16 protein-coding genes and 1 tRNA gene are annotated in these 20,013 nt (G+C 71.7%); 10 read left to right on the forward strand and 7 right to left on the reverse strand.

Going from position 1 to position 20,013, the window contains the following annotated elements; all coding sequences use genetic code 11:
* The first annotated feature begins 201 nt into the window (after positions 1 to 201).
* The 6 genes from eno to ACH45N_RS23400 all read left to right on the forward strand — a co-directional run bounded on the left by eno (position 202) and on the right by ACH45N_RS23400 (position 6,261).
* Positions 202 to 1,482 (forward strand): phosphopyruvate hydratase, encoded by a 1,281-nt coding sequence (gene eno / locus ACH45N_RS23375; protein WP_397398353.1) that lies wholly within the window; start codon positions 202 to 204, stop codon positions 1,480 to 1,482.
* 259 nt (positions 1,483 to 1,741) lie between these two features.
* Positions 1,742 to 2,749, forward strand: coding sequence for a septum formation initiator family protein (locus ACH45N_RS23380; RefSeq protein ID WP_397398354.1), 1,008 nt, complete (start codon positions 1,742 to 1,744; stop codon positions 2,747 to 2,749).
* Between the two features lie 74 nt (positions 2,750 to 2,823).
* On the forward strand, positions 2,824 to 3,324 hold the full coding sequence (locus tag ACH45N_RS23385) for a DUF501 domain-containing protein (protein ID WP_397398355.1): 501 nt from the start codon (positions 2,824 to 2,826) through the stop codon (positions 3,322 to 3,324).
* Between the two features lie 90 nt (positions 3,325 to 3,414).
* Entirely contained in the window at positions 3,415 to 4,365 is a 951-nt protein-coding gene (locus ACH45N_RS23390) for an exopolyphosphatase (RefSeq protein ID WP_397398356.1), read from the forward strand.
* Between the two features lie 167 nt (positions 4,366 to 4,532).
* Complete coding sequence (locus ACH45N_RS23395) at positions 4,533 to 5,987, forward strand: NAD(P)/FAD-dependent oxidoreductase (protein WP_397398357.1); 1,455 nt, start codon at positions 4,533 to 4,535, stop codon at positions 5,985 to 5,987.
* Positions 5,988 to 6,187: 200 nt separating this feature from the next.
* Positions 6,188 to 6,261, forward strand: a tRNA-Leu gene (locus ACH45N_RS23400).
* A 47-nt stretch (positions 6,262 to 6,308) separates the two neighbouring features.
* Here the strand turns inward: ACH45N_RS23400 and ACH45N_RS23405 are convergent.
* Positions 6,309 to 8,558, reverse strand: coding sequence for an ATP-binding cassette domain-containing protein (locus tag ACH45N_RS23405; protein WP_397398358.1), 2,250 nt, complete (start codon positions 8,556 to 8,558; stop codon positions 6,309 to 6,311).
* Positions 8,559 to 8,682: 124 nt separating this feature from the next.
* Between ACH45N_RS23405 and ACH45N_RS23410 the strand changes: the two genes are divergently transcribed.
* Positions 8,683 to 9,207 carry a helix-turn-helix domain-containing protein gene (locus tag ACH45N_RS23410; RefSeq protein ID WP_397398359.1) on the forward strand — a complete coding sequence of 175 codons (525 nt, stop codon included), beginning with the start codon at positions 8,683 to 8,685 and terminating at the stop codon, positions 9,205 to 9,207.
* Between the two features lie 40 nt (positions 9,208 to 9,247).
* On the opposite strand, the gene ACH45N_RS23415 is transcribed toward ACH45N_RS23410, so the two are convergent.
* The 4 genes from ACH45N_RS23415 to ACH45N_RS23430 form a co-directional block, all read right to left on the reverse strand.
* A complete protein-coding gene (locus ACH45N_RS23415; RefSeq protein WP_397398360.1) occupies positions 9,248 to 9,850 on the reverse strand; it encodes a ClpP family protease in 603 nt (200 codons plus the stop codon).
* A 92-nt stretch (positions 9,851 to 9,942) separates the two neighbouring features.
* Positions 9,943 to 10,650: an ArsR/SmtB family transcription factor gene (locus ACH45N_RS23420; RefSeq protein WP_397398361.1), complete on the reverse strand. Its 708-nt coding sequence runs from the start codon at positions 10,648 to 10,650 to the stop codon at positions 9,943 to 9,945.
* Between the two features lie 30 nt (positions 10,651 to 10,680).
* Entirely contained in the window at positions 10,681 to 10,893 is a 213-nt protein-coding gene (locus ACH45N_RS23425) for a hypothetical protein (RefSeq protein ID WP_397398362.1), read from the reverse strand.
* A 119-nt stretch (positions 10,894 to 11,012) separates the two neighbouring features.
* Positions 11,013 to 11,504 carry a MarR family winged helix-turn-helix transcriptional regulator gene (locus ACH45N_RS23430; RefSeq protein ID WP_397398363.1) on the reverse strand — a complete coding sequence of 164 codons (492 nt, stop codon included), beginning with the start codon at positions 11,502 to 11,504 and terminating at the stop codon, positions 11,013 to 11,015.
* A 56-nt stretch (positions 11,505 to 11,560) separates the two neighbouring features.
* Here ACH45N_RS23430 and ACH45N_RS23435 point away from each other — a divergent pair, with 56 nt between their 5' ends.
* Together ACH45N_RS23435 and ACH45N_RS23440 are read left to right on the forward strand one after the other, a co-directional pair.
* Positions 11,561 to 12,796 carry an MFS transporter gene (locus ACH45N_RS23435; RefSeq protein WP_397398364.1) on the forward strand — a complete coding sequence of 412 codons (1,236 nt, stop codon included), beginning with the start codon at positions 11,561 to 11,563 and terminating at the stop codon, positions 12,794 to 12,796.
* A gap of 210 nt (positions 12,797 to 13,006) precedes the next feature.
* A complete protein-coding gene (locus tag ACH45N_RS23440; RefSeq protein WP_397398365.1) occupies positions 13,007 to 16,915 on the forward strand; it encodes an efflux RND transporter permease subunit in 3,909 nt (1,302 codons plus the stop codon).
* A gap of 168 nt (positions 16,916 to 17,083) precedes the next feature.
* Here ACH45N_RS23440 and ACH45N_RS23445 read toward each other — a convergent pair whose 3' ends face one another.
* Both ACH45N_RS23445 and ACH45N_RS23450 read right to left on the reverse strand, forming a co-directional pair.
* Positions 17,084 to 17,884, reverse strand: coding sequence for an ABC transporter permease (locus tag ACH45N_RS23445; protein ID WP_397398366.1), 801 nt, complete (start codon positions 17,882 to 17,884; stop codon positions 17,084 to 17,086).
* Positions 17,885 to 17,970: 86 nt separating this feature from the next.
* Positions 17,971 to 18,924: an ABC transporter ATP-binding protein gene (locus ACH45N_RS23450; protein WP_397398367.1), complete on the reverse strand. Its 954-nt coding sequence runs from the start codon at positions 18,922 to 18,924 to the stop codon at positions 17,971 to 17,973.
* 177 nt (positions 18,925 to 19,101) lie between these two features.
* On the opposite strand from ACH45N_RS23450, the gene ACH45N_RS23455 reads away from it, so the two are divergent.
* Positions 19,102 to 19,983 carry a Bax inhibitor-1/YccA family protein gene (locus ACH45N_RS23455; protein WP_397398368.1) on the forward strand — a complete coding sequence of 294 codons (882 nt, stop codon included), beginning with the start codon at positions 19,102 to 19,104 and terminating at the stop codon, positions 19,981 to 19,983.
* The last annotated feature ends 30 nt before the right edge of the window (positions 19,984 to 20,013 follow it).

Genomic DNA, 20,013 nt, shown 5'->3' on the forward strand with positions numbered 1-20,013 from the left:
GGGGCGAGCGGCGGTGCGGGTCGCACCGTGGGCGGTCTGCGCCGGACGATCGGGACGCTAGGAAGGCACACTGTGGTCGGGCTGTCGCAAACCTGTGGTGGCGCTGTGAACTGCGGCCCGGTGGACGGTTCCGCGCCCCCTCGCCCGACGTCCTAGGCTGGGGGCCGTAACCTCCGAGCAACATCCTTAGAAGGAGACCCCGTGGCTAGCATCGAAGCCGTTGGAGCACGCGAGATCCTCGACTCGCGCGGCAACCCCACCGTGGAGGTGGAGATCGTCCTCGACGACAACACCTTCGCCCGTGCGGCGGTCCCGTCCGGCGCATCGACCGGCGCGTTCGAGGCCGTCGAGCTGCGCGACGGCGACAAGGGCCGTTACCTGGGCAAGGGCGTCGAGAAGGCGGTCGCGGCCGTCAACGACGAGATCGCCCCCGAGCTGATCGGGTACGACGCCGAAGAGCAGCGCATCATCGACCAGGCCCTCCTGGACCTCGACGGCACGCCGAACAAGGGCAAGCTGGGCGCCAACGCGATCCTGGGCGTCTCGCTCGCCGTCGCGAAGGCCGCCGCCAAGAGCTCGGGCCTGGACCTGTTCCGCTACGTGGGCGGCCCGAACGCGCACGTCCTGCCCGTCCCGATGATGAACATCCTCAACGGCGGGTCCCACGCGGACTCGAACGTGGACATCCAGGAGTTCATGGTCGCCCCGATCGGCGCCCCGACGTTCCGTGAGGCGCTGCGCACCGGCACCGAGGTGTACCACTCCCTCAAGTCCGTGCTGAAGGAGAAGGGCCTGGCCACCGGCCTGGGCGACGAGGGCGGCTTCGCCCCGAACCTCGGCAGCAACCGCGAGGCGCTCGACCTGATCCTCGTCGCCATCGAGCGCGCCGGCCTCAAGCCGGGCACCGACGTGGCGCTCGCGCTCGACGTCGCCTCGACCGAGTTCTTCTCGGACGGCGTGTACGCGTTCGAGGGTGGCAAGAAGACGCCGGACGAGATGATCGCGTACTACGAGCAGCTCGTGGCGGACTACCCGCTGGTCTCGATCGAGGACCCGCTGTCCGAGGACGAGTGGGACTCCTGGTCCGGCCTCATGGGCAAGGTCGGCGACAAGGTGCAGATCGTGGGCGACGACCTGTTCGTCACCAACCCGGAGCGCCTCGCCAAGGGCATCGAGCTCAAGTCGGCGAACTCCCTGCTGGTCAAGCTCAACCAGATCGGCACGCTCACCGAGACGCTCGACGCCGTGACGCTGGCCCAGCGCAACGGCTTCACCACGATGACCTCGCACCGCTCCGGCGAGACCGAGGACACCACCATCGCGGACCTGTCCGTGGCGACCAACGCCGGCCAGATCAAGACCGGTGCCCCCGCCCGTGGCGAGCGCATCAGCAAGTACAACCAGCTCCTCCGCATCGAGGAGGCGCTCGACGAGGCCGGCACCTACGCCGGCCGGTCGGCGTTCCCGCGCTTCCAGGGCTGACCACGCCTGATCCGGGCCTGGTCCAGGCCTGATCGCGCCGGTCGAGGGGGCCTCAACCGTTCGACCGGCGCCGGTGCGGCAGCACCGCGCCGAGCTGTCAGACACGCGCCGTCGTGTCAGGCGGACAGGTCACCCGGGTGACCTGTCCGTCTGACACGACGGCGCGCGTCTGACAGCTTTGTGCGTTCCACAGGTTCGACACACGGCGCGCCGGAGGTAATGCCGGTACAAAGGACCGGCGAATCGGCACAATCGACCCATGCCTTCCTCACGTCGCCCGGCGCGGCCCACGGGTTCGGCGCGCGGCTCGGGTGCGCGCCCGTCGTCGACCCCGCGCACGGGCTCCGGCGCGGCTTCCCCCGGCGCGAAGGGCGCCGCGGGGAGCACGGCGAAGGGACGAGCGGGAGCGAAGGGTTCGACGGCGAAGAGCTCGTCCGCGAAGGGTTCCTCCGCGAAGGGTTCCACCGCGAAGGGCTCGTCCACGAAGGGTTCGTCCACCGGGGGAGCGAAGGCGGCCAAGCCGCCGGCAGCGAAGGGATCCACGGTCAAGAAGGCGGGCACGGCGGGGGCGACGGCGGCCAGGTCGGCCGCGAAGCCGGCGTCGGCCCGCACGACGACCGGCACGTCGACCGCCCGCAAGCCCGCTGCGCCGTCGACGTCGGCGGGCCGCCGTGCGGCCGCGCCCCGGAGCACTCCGGGACGCCCGGCCGCGCGCTCCGGCGGGGCTCCCGCCCGCGGTGCGCGGCCGACGTCGGGCAGCGGGGCGAAGCGGCCGGCGCAGCCGCGCCGCCGGAGCACGGCCACCGGCAGCGTCGCGCCGCCCACCCGGCCGGCGCGCGCCGACCGCAAGCGCGGCAGCTACGGGCTCGTGGTGCCCGAGGTGCTCACCGTGCGCGCCATGGTGCTGTCCGTCGTGGTGCTCCTCGCGGTGGTGCTGCTGCTGCCGACGGTGCGCGCCGTCATCACGCAGCAGGCGGAGCTGCGCGAGCTGCGCTCCGAGCTCAGCCAGCAGCAGGAGCAGAAGGCCGAGCTCGAGACCGAGCTGGCCCGCTGGGACGACCGGTCGTACGTGATCGAGCAGGCGCGGTCGCGCCTGCGCTTCGTCATGCCGGGGGACAAGGTGTGGCGCCCGCTGGACACCGACTCGGTCGAGCAGGAGGAGCCGGAGCCCGGCGTCGTCGAGCCGTCACCGGGGGCGTCCGAGGATGCGGACGTCCCCTGGTACACGAACGTCTGGGACTCCGTGCGGATCGCGGACGGCGAGTAGGCACCGCGTGTGCGGTGCGCCACGGCGGGCCGGCGGCGCGTGGTGCCGGCCGCGCGCTGGGAGACAATGGGGCGGTGAACACCGCGACTGAGACCGTGTCCGACGACGACCTGCGCGTCCTGGCCGAGCAGCTCGGCCGCGAACCGCGCGGCGTCGTGGGCATCGCGGCGCGCTGCGTGTGCGGCCGTCCGACGGTGGCGCGCACCGCGCCCCGCCTGCCCGACGGCACCCCGTTCCCGACCGTCTTCTACCTGACGCACCCCGGCGCGGTCGCCGCCGCCTCGACGCTGGAGGCGAACGGCGTCATGAAGGAGATGACGGCGCGGCTGGAGACCGACGAGGATCTGGCCGCCGCCTACAAGAAGGCGCACGAGCACTACCTGGCGCAGCGCGAGGCCATCGGGCACGTCGACGAGATCGACGGCATCTCCGCGGGCGGCATGCCGACTCGTGTCAAGTGCCTGCACGTCCTGTTCGCGCACGCGCTCGCCGCCGGCCCGGGCGTGAATCCGCTCGGCGACGAGGCGCTGGCGCTGGCCCGGGACACGTGGCGCCCGGACCGCTGCACCTGCTGAGGCGCCCGCCGGCCGCAGGCCGGGAGTGAGGTTTCTCGCGAACCGGCACGTCCTGCGCCCCGCGGCAGGCGTGCCTGGGAGAATCCTCGCGTGACTTCCTCTCGCGTGGCCGCGATCGACTGCGGCACCAACTCGATCCGCCTGCTGGTCGCGGACGTCGACGCCGCCGGAAACCTCACGGAGCTCGACCGCCGCATGGAGGTGGTGCGGCTCGGCCAGGGTGTGGACCGCACCGGCGAGCTCGCGCCGGAGGCCCTCGAACGCACCCTCGCGGCGACCCGGGCGTACGCGGCGGCGATCGACGCCGCCGGGGCGGAGCGCGTGCGGTTCGTGGCCACGTCGGCCACCCGGGACGCGCGCAACCGGGACGCCTTCTTCGACGGCGTCCGCGACGCGCTCGGTGTCGACGTCGAGGTGATCAGCGGGCACGAGGAGGCGCAGCTCTCGTTCCGCGGTGCCACCGGCGCCGCCGCCGCGGCGCACGCCGGTCCCTTCCTCGTGGTCGACCTGGGCGGGGGCTCCACGGAGCTGGTGCTCGGCACGAGCGAGGTCGAGGCGAGCGTCTCGATGGACATCGGCTCGGTGCGGATGACAGAACGCCACCTGCACACCGACCCGCCGTCCGCGGCCGAGGTCGAGGCCGCCCGCGCCGACGTGCGGGCCCACCTGGACGACGCCGCCCGCGTGGTCCCGCTCGGGCGGACCGCCACCCTGGTGGGGCTGGCCGGCTCGATCACGACCGTCACCGCGCACGCCCTCGGCCTGACCGAGTACCAGCGGGAGCGGGTGAACCAGGCGGAGCTGCCGGTCGAGAAGGTCCTGGCGTCCTGCGCCGCGCTGCTGGCGGCGCCGCGCACCGAGCGGACGGCGATGGGCTTCCTGCACCCGGGCCGGGTCGACGTGATCGCGGCGGGGGCGCTCGTGTGGTCCGAGGTGATCCGGCGTGTCGTGGCCGACGTCCGGGCCGCGGGCGGGTCGCTGAGCCACGTGGTCACCAGCGAGCACGACATCCTGGACGGGATCGCGCTCGCCATGGCCTGACCTTTTCCGGCATTCTTCACCCGCGGATATCCGGTGGTCGGGAACTCCCCTCCCCGGTGGTCCGTTGACCGGGCACGATACGCAGCGAAGCGGCGTGGTGGGCGTCACGCACCCGCCGCTCTTTGCCATGTGAAGAAACACGCTTAGGGCGCGGTACCCTGGGAATCATGCCTCAGAACGACCTGACCTCGGTCAGCCATGCTTCCGACCCGGCGACGCCGCGCCCGCGGAAGGTACCGCGCATCGTGGTGCTCGGCGGCGGGTCCGTCGGCCTCTACGTGGCGCGCCGCCTGCGAAAGAAGCTGAAGAAGCGGGAAGCGGCCATCGTCGTCGTCGACCCGCGCCCGTACATGACGTACGCACCCTTCCTGCCCGAGGCCGCTGCGGGCTCCATCGACGCCCGCGACGTCGTCGCGCCGCACCGGAAGGCCCTCAAGGGCATCGACGTGCTCCAGGGCAAGGTCACCACGATCGAGCACGGGCGCAAGGCCGTGAAGATCCAGCCCGAGGAGGGCGACGAGTACGAGGTGACGTACGACCAGCTGGTCGTCGGCCTCGGCTCGGTCTCGCGCACGCTGCCCATCCCGGGTCTCGCGGAGGCCGCGATCGGGTTCAAGAACGTGGAAGAGGCCATCGCGGTCCGCAACCACGTCATCAACCGCATGGACGTCGCGTCCTCGACGTGGGACGCCGACCTGCGCAAGCGCATGCTCACGTTCACCTTCGTGGGCGGCGGGTTCGCCGGCATCGAGGCGCTCGCCGAGATCGAGGACATGGCGCGCTACGCGACGCGGCAGTACAACACGATCGAGCCGTCCGACCTGCGGTTCGTGATGATCGAGGGTGCCGGGCGCATCCTGCCCGAGGTCACGGAGCCGATGGGCGAGTACGCCCTCGCCGAGCTGAAGAAGCGCGGCATCGAGTTCCACCTCAACACGTTCCTCTCGTCCTGCGTGGACGGGCACGTCGTCACCTCGACCGGCGTCGAGTTCGACACCGAGACCATCGTGTGGACCGCGGGCGTCAAGGCGAACCCGGTCATCAAGGAGGCCTCGGACCTCCCGTTCGACAAGCTGGGCCGCGTCATCGTGCTCCCCACGCTGCAGGTCGCCACGGAGGACGGCGAGATCGTCGACGGCGCCTGGGCCGCAGGCGACTGCGCCGCCGTGCCGGACGTGCTCAACCCCGGCAAGTTCTGCCCGCCGAACGCGCAGCACGCGATCCGCGAGGCCGTACGCCTGGCCGACAACATCGTGGCTCTCTACAAGGACAAGCCCGCCGTCGAGTACAACCACAAGAACGTCGGTGTGGTCGCGTCGCTGGGCCTGTACAAGGGTGTCGCCGAGCTCTTTGGCTTCGTCAAGCTGCGCGGGTTCCTCGCCTGGGTCGCGCACCGCGGCTACCACGTCATGGCGATGCCGACCGGCAACCGCAAGGCGCGCATCCTGGTCGGCTGGATCGGCCAGTTCCTGATGGGCCGCGAGCTCGTCTCGCTCGGTTCGCTGCACGACCCGCGGCAGGAGTTCCGCAACGCGTCGGTGCCGCCGAAGCCCGCGGGCGAGAAGGTCGAGCAGAAGGCGGAGTCGTCCGCCGAGCGTGCGGAGTCGGGCGCCAAGGCCTGACGGGTCTCGTTCCGCCGGCGGCCCGCGGGGCAGGCTGAGGCGTGTCCGGCGTGAGTTCGGTCGGTTGTGTTGAGATCGGTCCTTTGACTGACCGATCTCAGAGCAACCGACCGAACTCGTTGCTGGGACTGGGCACCCGACCGGACTCGGCCGGTCAGATCTCCCGTGAGGCGATTGCCGCTCGGTAGTCTCTGGGGTGCGCCCCCATAGCCCAACTGGCAGAGGCAGCCGGCTTAAACCCGGCCCAGTCCCGGTTCGAACCCGGGTGGGGGCACGATCGGGCTGGGCCGGTGGTCGCCGCGGGCGATGTTCAGGTGGTGCTCAGGGGGTGCCGGCGAGGAGCTCCGCGAGGTGGCGGCCCGTCAGCGACGCCTCCTCGCGTGCCAGGTCTGCCGGCGTCCCCTCGAAGACCACGCGACCGCCGTCGTGCCCGCCGCCCGGGCCCATGTCGATGACCCAGTCGGCCCGCGCGACGACCGACAGGTTGTGCTCCACGACGATCACGGACCGGCCGGAGTCGACGAGGCGGTCGAGCAGGCCGCCCAGGTTGTCGACGTCCTGCATGTGCAGGCCGGCGGTGGGCTCGTCGAGCACGAACGTCGGGGTGTCACCGCCCATCTCGATGGCCAGCTTGAGGCGCTGCCGCTCCCCGCCCGACAGGGTGTTGAGGTGCTGGCCGAGCGAGATGTAGTCCAGCCCGACGTCGGACAGGCGGGACAGCATGGGGAGCACTGTCTTCTCCGTGAAGAAGTCCAGGGCCTCCTCGACGGACATGGCGAGGGCGTCGGCGATGTTCTTGCCGCGCAGCGTGTAGCCGAGCACCTCGTCGGTGAACCGCTTGCCGCCGCACGCCTCGCACACGCTGGCGACGCCTGCCATGAAGGCGAGGTCCGTGTAGATGAGGCCCACGCCCTTGCACTCCGGGCACGCGCCCGCCGAGTTGGCGCTGAACAGCGCGGGCTTGACCCCGTTCGCGCGGGCGTACTGCTTGCGGATGGGTTCGAGGATCCCGGTGTAGGTCGCGGGGTTGGACCGTCGCGACCCGCGGATCACCGTCTGGTCGACGAAGGTCACGCCGTCGCGCGGCAGGCAGCCGTGGATGAGCGAGCTCTTGCCGGAGCCGGCCACGCCCGTCACCGCCACGAGGACACCCAGCGGTACGTCCACGGAGACGTCCTGGAGGTTGTGCAGGTTCGCGTGCTCGATCCGCAGGAAGCCGGTCGGGGTGCGGGGCGTGGGCCTGAGCGTCACCGCCTGGTCCAGGTGCTTGCCGGTCGCGGTCCCGGACGTGCGCAGCCCCGCGATGTCGCCCTGGTAGACCACCGTGCCGCCGTGGGTGCCGGCGCCCGGGCCCATGTCGACGAGGTGGTCGGCCGCCGCCATGACCTCGGGCTTGTGCTCCACGACGAGCACCGTGTTGCCCTTGTCCCGCAGGCGCTGGAGCAGGGCGTTCATCTGCCGCACGTCGTGCGGGTGCAGCCCGATGGTCGGCTCGTCGAACACGTAGGTCAGGTCCGTCAGGGCCGAGCCCATGTGCCGCACCATCTTGGTCCGCTGCGCCTCCCCGCCGGACAGCGACGACGACTCCCGGTCCAGCGACAGGTACCCGAGCCCGATCTGCTCGAACGTGGCGAGCAGGTCGTTGAGCCCGTCCAGGATGGGCTGGACCTGGGGGTCCGCGAGGTCGCGCACCAGCTCGGCCAGGTCCGTGAGCTGCATGGCGGCGGCCTCGCCGATGTGCTTGCCCTTGACCAGCGACGACCGCGCCCGGTCGTTGAGGCGGGTGCCGCCGCAGTCGGGGCACGCCGTGAAGGTGGCGAGCCGGTCGACGGCCGCCCGCAGGGCGCCCTTCATCGACTCGACGTCCTTGACCAGGTAGAGCCGCGTGATCTTCGGGACCAGCGACTCGTACGTCACGTTGATGCCGCCCGAGACGATCTTCCGCTCGTCCCCGTACATCAGGTCGTGCCACTCGGTGTCGGTGTAGTCCTTCAGCGGCTTGTCGACGTCGAACAGGCCGGAGTCCGCGTAGACCTTCCAGTACCAGGTGCCGACCCCGAAGTTGGGGAACGTGATGGCCCCCTCCTTCAGCGACTTGCTGCGGTCCACCAGCGCTTCCGTGTCGATCGCGGAGACGCGGCCGAGGCCCTCGCAGCCGGCGCACATGCCCTGGGGGTCGTTGAAGGAGAAGAGGTTGGAGCCGCCGACGTACGGCTCACCGAGCCGTGACCAGATGACGCGCAGCATCGTGTAGGCGTCGGTGGCCGTGCCGACGGTCGAGCGCGCGTTGGCGCCCATCGGCTCCTGGTCCACGACGATCGCCGCGGACAGGTTCGACAGCGTGTCGACGTCGGGCCGCGGGCGTGAGGGCATGAAGCCCTGGAGGAACGCCGAGTACGTCTCGTCGATCAGCCGGCGCGACTCCGCGGCGACGGTGCCGAACACGAGTGAGCTCTTGCCCGACCCGGAGACCCCCGTGAAGACCGTGAGCTTGCGCTTGGGGATGTCGATCGAAACGCCCTGCAGGTTGTTCTCGCGGGCTCCGCGCACCTCGATAGATCCGAACACCACTGTCCTCTCCTGGTCGGTGGTCCCATGGTGCCAGGAGCCACTGACACGCACCCGGCGCCGGGTCCCGCCGTTACGCCAGCAGCAGACGGCGGAACGACCCGGCATGTCAGTGGGGTTGGGTAGCGTGACGGGTACCAACGGCGGGAGTGGGCACATGGCGATGATCTCGACAGTTACTGCGGGCCCCGTGGGGCCCGGCACCACGAACGAGGGCACGCCGGGCGCGCGGGCCGGCACCCTGGAGCACACGCGCGAACCGCTGCTGCGTGACCTCGTGGGCGGCATCCTGCGGCGCGCGCGGCGGGAGCAGCGTCGCACCCTGGCCGACGTCGCCACGGACGCCCGCGTCTCGACCGCCTACCTGTCCGAGGTCGAGCGGGGGCGCAAGGAGGCCTCCTCCGAGGTGCTCGCCGCGGTGTGCGAGGCGCTCGGCATGCGGCTCGTCGACCTCGTCGAGCGCGCGTGGGCCGATCTCGCGATCGCGCTCGCGGCCCAGGAGGAGGGCCGGCGGGTCCGCGTCCTGTCGTCCGCGGCCCGCCGTTCGGCCGGCTTCTCCTCGTCGCGGCACCCGCTGCAGGCCGGGCAGCCGGCGCCGGCCGGCACCTCCGCCGTCGGGCGGCGCGGGGAGGCCGTGCTGCTGGCGGCCTGAGCAGCCGGGGCCCTGGACGGCGCCGGAGCCCGCTCGCCCGTCAGAGTCCCGCGCGCCGCTTCCCGCCCGGGCGCACGTCGTGCACCCGGTCCACGACCTTGTCGATCATCCCGTAGGCCAGGGCCTGCTCCGCGGTGAACCAGCGGTCGCGCTCGGAGTCCGCCGCGATCGTCTCCACCGGCTGGCCCGTGTGCTCGGCCTGCAGCCGGGTCACGACGTCCTTGACGTGCCGGATGTTCTCCGCCTGGATCACCACGTCCGACGTCGTGCCGCCCGCCCCGCCCGCGGGCTGGTGCATCATGATCCGCGCGTGCGGCAGGGCGTACCGCTTGCCGGCCGTGCCGGCGGTGAGCAGGAACTGCGCCATGCTGCCCGCGAACCCGACCGCCACGGTGGAGACCGCGTTCGGCAGCAGCTTCATCGTGTCGTGGACGGCGAGGCCCGCGCTGATGGAGCCGCCGGGGGAGTTGATGTAGAGGCTGATGTCGGCGGCCGGGTCCTCCGCCGAGAGCAGCAGGAGCTGCGAGGTCACGCGGTTGGCGACGGCGTTGTCGATCTCGCTGCCGATCAGCACGATCCGCTGGTGCAGCAGCCGCGTGGCGAGGTGGTCGTCGAAGGGCTGGACAAGGGTGGTCTCGGTCATGTCTCCACCCTTGCCGGACGCCGGCCTGCCGGACAGCCGTCTCTGCCCGCCGCAGATCTGCTCAGGGCAGAGGCCGACGCGCCCGCGCCGGGTCAGAGCGGGTTGCCGGCCGGGTCGATCGTCGGGAACGCGTCGAAGTGCACCTCGAACGGCACCATGCCGGGGGCGTCCCCCTGCGAGCTGAGCGGGTCGATGTGCTCGGCCGTGAACTGCTCCCACGCCACCACGATCGCCCGCATCTGCTCAGGGGTGGCCCACTTGTTGGAGGAGAAGAACGTCGTCGTCCCGTCCCAGGCCTTCAGGGTCTCCTCGTCGGCGCCCTGCCCCGCGCGGACGAAGGCCATCACCCGTTCGTGGCGCAGGCGGAGGAACTCGATGTTGACGGCCTCGGCCGTCTGCCGGGCGGCGGGGGAGTCCTTGCCCAGCGTGGAGATGCTGAACCCGCCCGGGGTGCGTTCCCACCAGCGCTCGCGCGCGGTGCCCTTGCCCTCCACCTCGCGGACGAGGCCGTGCTTGGCGAGCTGGCGCAGGTGGTAGCTCGTCGAGCCGCTGGACTCGCCGACGATCTCGCCGAGCTTGCTGGCGGTGAGCGGACCGTGGCTCGGCAGCAGGTCGAGGATGCGGATGCGGAGCGGGTGCGAGAGCGCACGCAGCGCCGCCGGGCCCAGCTCCGCCGGCGGGCCGGCGGGCCTGGGCGTCGCAGGGGAGTCGGCGGCGGAGGAACCGGCGACGGGTGACGTCGGCGAAGCGCCACCCTGGTCCGCCTCGTGCCCCGGGGAGTCCTCACGCGCAGTCGCCATAGGTAGGACGTTACCCACTGCGCGCCGGGTTCAGCGCAGCGCGAGCGGGTGGCGCGCCGCCGCGTTGTCGCGGGCGCGCTCGGCCTGGGCCCGCCGGCGGGCGACGCGCTCGGCCTCCCGGCGCTGCGCCTCACGGGCGGTGGCCGGAGCCTCGGGCCGGCGGACGGGGCTCGTCGCCGCGACCGCGCGCGGCGCGAGGAGGTGGCGGACCTGCGGGACGGCGGTGGGGGCGAAGGTGCTCATCGTGGCTGCTCCTGGCTCGGTGTGGATGGCGCGGTGCGGGGTAGCTCGTGCGACCCACCCTACGCATGCCAACACACCTTTGCAAGGGTTTCTTTGCAACTAGTTCTTTGGAAGTAGGCTCACTCCTCCGGGTCGCGCCGGAACGCGTCCAGGTCGTGGTTCAGCCGCTCCAGCAGCTCGGCGAGCAGGGACCGCTCGAAGGGGGACCAGTCGGTGAGGATCTGGTCGTACATCGCGCTGCGCCGGACGCGCTCGCTCTCCAGCTGGGCCCTGCCGGACGCCGTCGCCTCGACCAGGACCGCCCGCCCGTCGAGCGGGTCCTTGCTGCGCCGTGCGAACCCGGCCTTCTCCAGGCTGACCACCTGGCGGGTCACGGTCGACGCGTCGAGGCCCTGGCGGGCGGCGAGCGCGTTGATGCCGAGCGGGCCCTCGGTGCTGAGCACCTGGAGCAGCAGGTAGCCCGACCGTTCGAGCGCGGGGGTGTGGCCGGCGCGGACGGCGCCGGTCCGTTCCGCCCGGCGCAGCAGGAGTGCGAGCTGGAGCTCGACGCGTGACAGCGGGGCCTCGCCGGGCTGGTCGTCGCCGGCGCTCTCTTCCGTCTCCCTCGACATAGGTGTAGCCTACAGGCATATACCTGTGTGATACAGATAAATCCTGAGGAGGCCGCGTGGCCAGCGCGCGCAACGAACCGAACAAGACAGCCATCTACGCCACCGCGCTCACCGCGTTCTTCGCGATCGCCGGCATCGCCGTCGTCGACCCGATCCTGCCCGTCATCGGCGCGGAGATCGGCGCCACCACCTGGGAGATCGAGCTCCTGTTCACCGCGTACATCGCGGTGATGGCCCTCGGCATGATCCCCGCCGTGATGGCCACGGGGAAGTTCGGGTACAAGAAGATCCTGGCGACCGGCGTCACGCTCGTCGCCGTCGCCGCCGTGCTCGCGGCCCTGAGCGGCAACATCGTGCAGCTCGCGGTGCTGCGCGGCGTGTGGGGCCTCGGCAACGCGATGTTCTTCGCCACCGCCATGGTGCTGCTCGTCGCCCTCGCCAAGGACCGCGAGTGGGTGGTCGGCCTGTTCGAGACCTGCGTGGGGCTCGGCTTCGCCGTCGGGCCGCTGATCGGCGGGCTGCTCGGGCACATCAGCTGGCGCGTGCCGTTCTTCGTCTGCGGCCTGCTCATGGTCGTCGCCCTGCTGGTCTCCGCCACCCGGCTCAAGGACCCGGCCGAGAAGCCCGCACCGCTCAAGCTCGGGCAGGTCTTCGGGCTGTTCCGCAAGCCGGGCTTCCTGGCGCTCGCGGTCGTCACCGCCGCCTACAACTTCGTGTTCTTCGTGGTTCTCGGCTATGTGCCGGTCTTCCTCGGCCTCGACGTCGTGCCGCTCGGCCTCGTGTTCACCGCCTGGGGCATCGGCGTGGCCGTCGGCATCCTCGCGGTGGGCCACAAGCTCGCGCACCGGATCGGGTTCGTGCAGACGCTCGGCGTCGCCATCGCGGGCGTGCTGGTGTGCGTGGCGCTGCTCGCGATCGGCGTCGGCACCGCGGGGTCCATCGTCGTGACCATCGTGGCCGGTGTGTTCATGGGTATCGCCAACGCGAACCTGACCGACCTGTCCCTCGCGCTCGGCGACCCGGACCGCCGGGTCACGACAGGCGCGTTCAACCTCGTCCGCTGGGGCTTCGCGGCTCCCGCCCCGGTCGTGGCGGGCCTGCTCGCCGAGGGCGTCAGCCCCGCGTCGCCGTTCTGGGTGGCGTCGGCGGTGCTGCTGGTCGGCGTGGTCGTCTTCCTGGTGACGGCGCGCCTCATGGCCCGGCCGATCGGGGAGCGCGTGCTCTGGCAGCGCTGGAACCGGGCGGCCGAGGTCGCCGAGCACACGCCTGAGGAGGCCATGTCCGAGCTGTGACGTGGAGCCCTGGCCCGCCGTGCGGACGGGCCAGGGCGCGCGGTACGGGACGGAATCCGGGCGGCTGTCAATGTCCCCGACCGCTTGCAGGCGGTACGGCGCACTGCCCTACTCTGTGACATCGGTCTGATTTCACCCCGTTGGTCCCGCCGGGTCACGACGGCGGCGTCGTGCCGTATGCCCGATCCTCGTCCGCACCGTGGAGTCCTCGTGTTCCGTCTCGCCCGGCTGTCCCTTGCGAACCGAGCCGTCGTAGCACTGGTGACGATCGCGATCGCGGTGTTCGGGGTGCTGAGCATGACCTCCCTGAAGCAGGAGCTCATCCCGTCGCTCCAGCTCCCCACGGGCATCGTGAGCGCGCAATATCCGGGCTCCTCGCCCGAGGTCGTGGAGGAGCAGGTCACCGACGTGATCGAGGAGGCCATCGCCTCCGTCGACGGGGTCGCGTCGGTGCGGTCGACGGCGTCCACCGGCATCTCCCTGACCACGGTCGAGCTCACCTACGGCACCGACATGGAGTCGGCCACCCAGCGCCTCCAGACCGCCGTCGCCGGGGTGCAGCAGGCTCTGCCCGAGGACGTCGAGCCGCAGGTCACGACCGGCTCCGTCGACGACGTGCCCGTGGTCCAGATGGCCGTGTCAGGAGACAAGAGCCCCAACGCCCTGGCCTCCACGGTCGAGGACGTCATGGTGCCGGCGCTCAAGGAGGTCGACGGCGTCCGCTCCGTGGCGGTGACCGGGCAGAGCGAGACCGAGGTCCGCATCCTGCCGGACCAGGACAAGCTCGCGGCGGCGGGCCTCACGGCCGAGGACCTGACCACCGTGCTGCAGGACAACGGCGTGGTCATCCCGGCCGGGGAGATCACCGAGGGCGGCCGGGCGTGGTCGGTCCAGCTCGGCAAGCCGGTCGACATGGTCGACCAGCTCAAGCAGCTCCCCGTGATCCCGGGCGGCACCGCGGGCGGGGGAACGGCGGCGGCCGGGGGCGCGACGCCCGACGCGGCGGCCGGCGTCCTGCCGGCCGAGCCCGCCGCCCCCGTGGAGCTGGGCCAGGTCGCGTCCGTGGAGCTCAAGCCGGTCGAGGCGACGTCCTACTCCCGGCTCGACGGCTCGCCGTCCCTCGGCCTGGCCATCACCAAGACGCCGGAGGCCAACACCGTCGAGGTGTCCCACGCGATCGAGGACGCGCTCGCCGAGCCCGAGGTCGCGGACACGCTGACCGAACGGTCGATCGCGACGGCGGTCGTCTTCGACCAGGCCCCGTTCATCGAGGACTCGATCCACGGACTGGCCACCGAGGGCGGGCTCGGCCTGCTGTTCGCCGTGCTCGTCATCCTCGTCTTCCTGATGTCGATGCGGTCGACGCTGGTCTCCGCGATCTCGATCCCGCTGTCGCTCGCGGTGACGTTCATCGCGATGGACGCGGGCGGCTACACGCTGAACATCCTGACGCTCGGGGCGCTCACCATCTCGATCGGGCGCGTGGTCGACGACGCGATCGTGGTGATCGAGAACATCAAGCGGCACATGTCGTACGGCGAGGAGCGCGGGCCGGCCATCCTCGCGGCGGTGCGCGAGGTCGGCGGGGCGATCGCCGCCTCCACCATCTGCACCGTCGCCGTATTCCTGCCGATCGCGCTGGTGGGCGGCATGGTGGGCGAGCTGTTCCGGCCGTTCGCGCTGACCGTCTCGATCGCGATGCTGGCCTCGCTCGTCGTGGCCCTGACGATCGTGCCGGTGCTGGCCTACTGGTTCATCCGGCCGCCGAGGAAGGCGCGCCGCGGCGGCGCGGTCGACCGCGAGGCCGCCGAGGAGAAGGAGAGCCGCGGGATCTGGCAGCGCATCTATGTGCCGACTCTGAACGGCGCGCTGCGGCTGCCGGCCCTCACCATCGGCGTGGCCGTGGCGATCCTCGGCGGCACGGCCGCCCTCGTCCCGAACATGGAGACCAGCTTCCTCGGCGACAGCGGTCAGGACACGGTGACCGTCACGCAGCACTACGCGCCCGGCACCTCGCTCAAGGGCCAGGACGAGGCGGCCCAGCAGGTCGAGGCCGCGCTGGCCGGCGTGGACGCCGTCGACAGCGTGCAGGCCACGGTCGGCAGTGGCGGCGACATGTCGATGGCCGCGTTCGGCGGGGCGAGTGCCGGGCTCAAGGCCAGCTTCGCGATCACCCTCGACGAGGACGCCGACGGCGAGCAGGCCGCCGCGGACATCCGCGCCGCCGTCGTCGACCTGACCGAGGCGCCCGCCACCGAGGTCTCCGTGTCCGCCGGCGACTCCGTGGGTACGTCCTCGATCGACCTCGTCGTCCGCGCCCGCGACGTCGAGACGCTGACGGCGGCCACGAACCAGCTCCAGGAGGCGATGGGCGCCCTGCAGGGCTCCGCCGAGGTGAGCAACGACCTCGCCGCCGCCCAGGAGATCGTCGAGGTGACCGTCGACCGCAAGGCCGCGGCGCAGTTCGGGCTCACCGAGACACAGGTCTCCGGGATCGCGTCGGCGGCGATGACGGGCGCCCGGGACGTCGGCGAGCTGCAGACCGCGGAGGGGCCGGTGGGCGTCACCCTGGCCGCCGGCGCCGTCCCGACGACGATGGCCGAGATCGGCGAGATCCCCGTCCCGACGGCGGCCGGCGCCGTCCCGCTGAGCGACGTGGCGCAGGTGAAGATCGCCGGCTCGCCGACGTCCATCTCGCGGATCGACGGCGAGCGGTCGGCCACCGTCTCCGTGACGCCCGCCGGCGACGATCTCGGCGCGGCCACCGACGAGGTCGACGCGCAGCTCGCGGCGATCGACCTGCCTGCCGGGGCCACGGTGACGGTCGGCGGTGCGGCCGCCGACCAGGCCGAGGCCTTCAGTGACCTGGGTCTGGCACTGGTGGCGGCGATCGCGCTCGTGTTCGTGGTCATGGTGGCCACGTTCCGGAGCCTGGCGCAGCCGTTCATCCTGCTGGTGTCCGTCCCGTTCGCCGCGGTGGGCGCCCTGGTCGCGCTGGTCGCGACGAACACCCCGCTGGGGGTGCCCGCCCTGATCGGCACGCTGCTGCTGGTGGGCATCGTGGTCTCGAACGCGATCGTGCTCATCGACCTCATCAACCAGTACCGCATGCGCGGCATGGGGCTCGACGAGGCGGTGCGCGAGGGCGCCCGCAAGCGGCTGCGGCCGATCGTCATGACGGCCCTGGCCACGGTCTTCGCGCTCACCCCCATGGGGATCGGCGTGACCGGCGGGGGCGCGTTCATCTCGCAGCCGCTCGCGCTGGTCGTGATCGGCGGCCTGGTGTCCTCGACGCTGCTCACGCTGTACGTGGTGCCAGTGATCTACACCCTCTTCGAGCGCCGCGCGGAACGACGGCGGGCGGCCGACGAGGCCGCGGGGCGGGTCCGCCGCCCGCTCACGGGTGCGCTGGTGAGCGTCGCGACCGGCGCGCTCCGGGCCGTCGGCCGGCCGGCCGGAGCGCGGCCCGCCGCGGGTGTCGCGGGGCAGGTGGGTGCGGTGGACCAGGCCGGTACGGTGGGCCAGGGCTGGCCGCCGGCCCGGGAGTCGTCCCCGGCTCAGCACGCGGCGCACTACGAGGGGCCTCGCCACGGGGGAGCGGACCAGTACGCCCGGCAGGCGGAGGCACCGCAGGCCTGGCCGACACCGTCCGCTCCGGCACCGCCGCAGTTCGCGCCGCAACGGCGTGCGCCGCAGCAGCCCGCGCCGCAGGAACGCGCCCCGCGGGAGCCGCGCTACGCACCGCAGCAGGCGGCTGCGCCGCAGCCCGGTTCGACGTACGCGCCAGCGCAACAGCCAGCAGCACGACAGGAGTCGCCGTTCGTGCCGCAGCAGGCGGCCCCGCAACCGGCACGGCACCGGCCGGGTCCGCAGCAACCTGGTCCGCAGCAGCCGGCGCCGCAGTACAGGCCGCAGTTCGCGCCGGAGCAACGTTCACCGGAGCAGCGTGTGCCGGAGCAGCGTGCGTCCGGGAGCCCGCAGCAGCCGTACGTCCCGCAGCGGCACCCGGCGTCGCACGCCGAGCTGCCTCAGCGCCGTCAGGAGCCTGAACCGCAGCCGGAGCGCCGGCAGCAGACGCCGACACCGATGTGGCCGCACCCGCTCGACCCGATGGACTGACCGCGCGGCTGACCGGCGGCGCGGCCACGGTCCGCCGCGGGAATGGTGAGCAGGACGGGAGAAACGTGCTCCCCGAGCCGTGTTGCGACCGGTAGACATTGTCTACCCGAAGCAACACGACTCGGGGAGCAGCCGCTCTCCCGCGGGAACGCCCGCGGGCCGAGGTCGCTACGCGTCCTGCAGCTTCAGCCGCGCCGACGCGCCGGCCAGCACGAGCACCGTGTAGCCAGCGAGCACGCCGATGCCCACCCATGGGTCGAGCGCGCCGGGGAACGCGCCGGCATTCGGGGTGATCTGCGCCCCCGCCATGCTTGGCAGCAGCTTGGTCACCCACACCACCCACTCGATGTCGCTGGCGAAGACGATCACACCGCCGAAGATCGTGGGCAGGACGAAGAACAGCGCCGCCACCGTGAAGATCGCGCCGGCGGTGTGGCGGAGCAGGGCGCCGACTCCGAGGGAGAAGAGCGCGACCAGTACGACATACATCACGACGCCGGCCAGCTGCCGTACCTGCGCGCTGTCCGAGAAGTCGACCGTCGCGTCGTTGGCGTTGAGAACGGGGTAGGTGACGGCCCAGGCAATGGCGAGCGAGACCGCCGTCAGCACAGCCGTGACGCCGGCAAGGACCGTCGCCTTGGCGAAAAAGGCGGTGAGGCGGTCGGGTACAGCGGCGAAGGTGGAGCGAATCATCCCGGTGCTGTACTCACCGGTGATGATCATGCAGCCCAGCACAGCCACGACGAGCGCGGCGGTGTCGTACCCGATCGCGACGACCAGGGTGCCAGGGATCGTGCCGCCCCCGCCGGCGGCCTCGGCCTCGGGGCCGGGCGCGGCCATCTGGTCGCCGAGGAACTGCACGACCAGCGACATGCCGAAGGCGAAGCCCACCATCACCGCGACAGTCGGACCGAGCGTCCACCACGTCGAGCGCAGCGTCCACAGCTTGATCCACTCCGAGCGCAGCACACGCCAGAAGGTGACGTTGTGCACCGGGGTGTGTTCCGTCGCCGGGCCCGACGCCGCTCCGCTCGCCGGAGCGGTGACCGTCGCGCTCATGCCTTGCTCCCCTCGTGGTGGGACGTCGCCGCGGCAACGGCGGCGAGGTCCTCGGACTGGTACTCCACCGAGTCGGCGGTGAGCGACATGTACGCCTCTTCGAGCGTGGATGCGACGGGCGTGAGCTCGTGCAGCACGATCCGCGAGCCGGCGGCCAGCTCGCCGACGGCGGACGCCTCGGCTCCGCGGACCTCCAGCAGGCCGGGCTCGACGTCCTCGACCTCGGCGTTCCTGGCCTTCAGGAGGTCGGCGAGCTCCGTGGCCTGCGGCGACCGGACGCGCACGACCTTGCGGGCGGCGCCGTCCACGAACTCCGCGACCGGGGAGTCGGCGAGGATGCGGCCCCGGCCGATAACGATCACGTGGTCGGCGGTGAGCGCGACCTCGCTCATGAGGTGGCTGGACAGGAAGACCGTGCGGCCCTCCGACGCCAGGTACTTCGCGATGTTGCGGACCCAGAGCACGCCCTCGGGGTCGAGCCCGTTGACGGGCTCGTCCAGGATCAGGGTGCGCGGGTCGCCGAGCAGGGCCGCCGCGATGCCGAGGCGCTGGCCCATGCCGAGCGAGAAACCGCCCACACGCTTGCTCGCGACAGGCTGGAGGCCGGTGAGCTCGATGACCTCGTCGACACGCCGGGTGGCGATGCCGTGCGTCGCGGCCATGGCGAGCAGGTGGTTGCGCGCGGTGCGGCCGGTGTGCACGGCCTTCGCGTCGAGCAGGGCGCCGACCTCGGCCAGCGGACGGCGGTGCGCCGTGTACGGCTTGCCGTTCACGGTGACGGAGCCGGCCGTGGGCCGGTCCAGCCCCACGATCATGCGCATGGTGGTCGACTTGCCGGCGCCGTTCGGGCCGAGGAAGCCCGTCACCTGGCCCGGCTGGACGGTGAACGTGACGTCGTTCACGGCGGTCTTGGCGCCGTACCTCTTTATCAGGCCTCTGGCCTCGATCATCACTTGCCCTTCCAGGAGACTCGTAACTACGAGAGTAGGTAGGGGACATGGCCGGCGCACCCAATACAGGTCCGGATCATCCCGTGGTCGGACCCACTTCATCCGTTGGTATGACCTGGGAACTCCTGGAGTGTCTGCAGCGTTCCCTAGGATGGTCAGACAGACCAGGAGGAGCAGATGAGCAACCCCGTCTTTTCTAGAAGCGACGTCTTCGGTGAGCCCCGTCGCACCGGCGCTGCCGGTGCGCGTCGCGGCGGCACCGCCACCTACCCCAACCAGACTCCCGCATACGGCACTCCGCCGCAGCCTGGCCAGTACGGCCAGTACGGCGCCGCGGGACAGCAGGCGATGGACGCGTCGCAGCTCGACGCGATGTACCAGTCGCCGTCCGCCACCACGGCGGACACCAAGCGGCTGACGTACGACGACGTGATCGTGAAGACCGGTGGGCTGCTCGCCCTCCTGGTCGTGGTCGGTGCGGCGACGTGGACGCTCGCGCCGGGCCTGTGGATCTTCGGCATGATCGCGGGTCTTGTGCTGGGCCTGGTCAACGCGTTCAAGCGCAACCCGAGCCCCGTGCTGATCATCCTGTACACGATCGCGCAGGGCATGTTCCTCGGCGGCATCTCGATGTTCTACGAGGCGCAGACCAACGGGATCGTGCTCCAGGCGGTGCTCGCGACCGTCGCGACCTTCGCCGCCGCGCTCTTCCTGTTCAAGTCGGGCAAGGTGCGGGTCACCCCGAAGTTCACGCGCTGGCTGATCATCGCGATGGTCGGCTACGCGGCGTTCTCGCTGATCAACCTGGTCCTGGTGTGGACCGGCGTGCTCGGCGGCTGGGGCATGCGGGGCGGCACGCTCGGCATCGTCATCGGCCTGGTGGCCGTGGGTCTGGCCGCCGCGTCGCTGATCGTCGACTTCGACTCCATCAAGCGTGGCGTCGAGGCGGGCGCGCCCGCCAAGATGGCGTGGTCGGCGGCCTTCGGCCTGCTGGTGACGCTCATCTGGCTGTACCTGGAGTTCCTCCGCCTGCTGGCGATCTTCAACAGCAGCGACTGACGCTCCCTCCGACCGCTGACGCGGTCGGCG

The sequence above is a fragment of the Promicromonospora sp. NPDC019610 genome (assembly GCF_044389365.1).
Classification (GTDB): domain Bacteria; phylum Actinomycetota; class Actinomycetes; order Actinomycetales; family Cellulomonadaceae; genus Promicromonospora.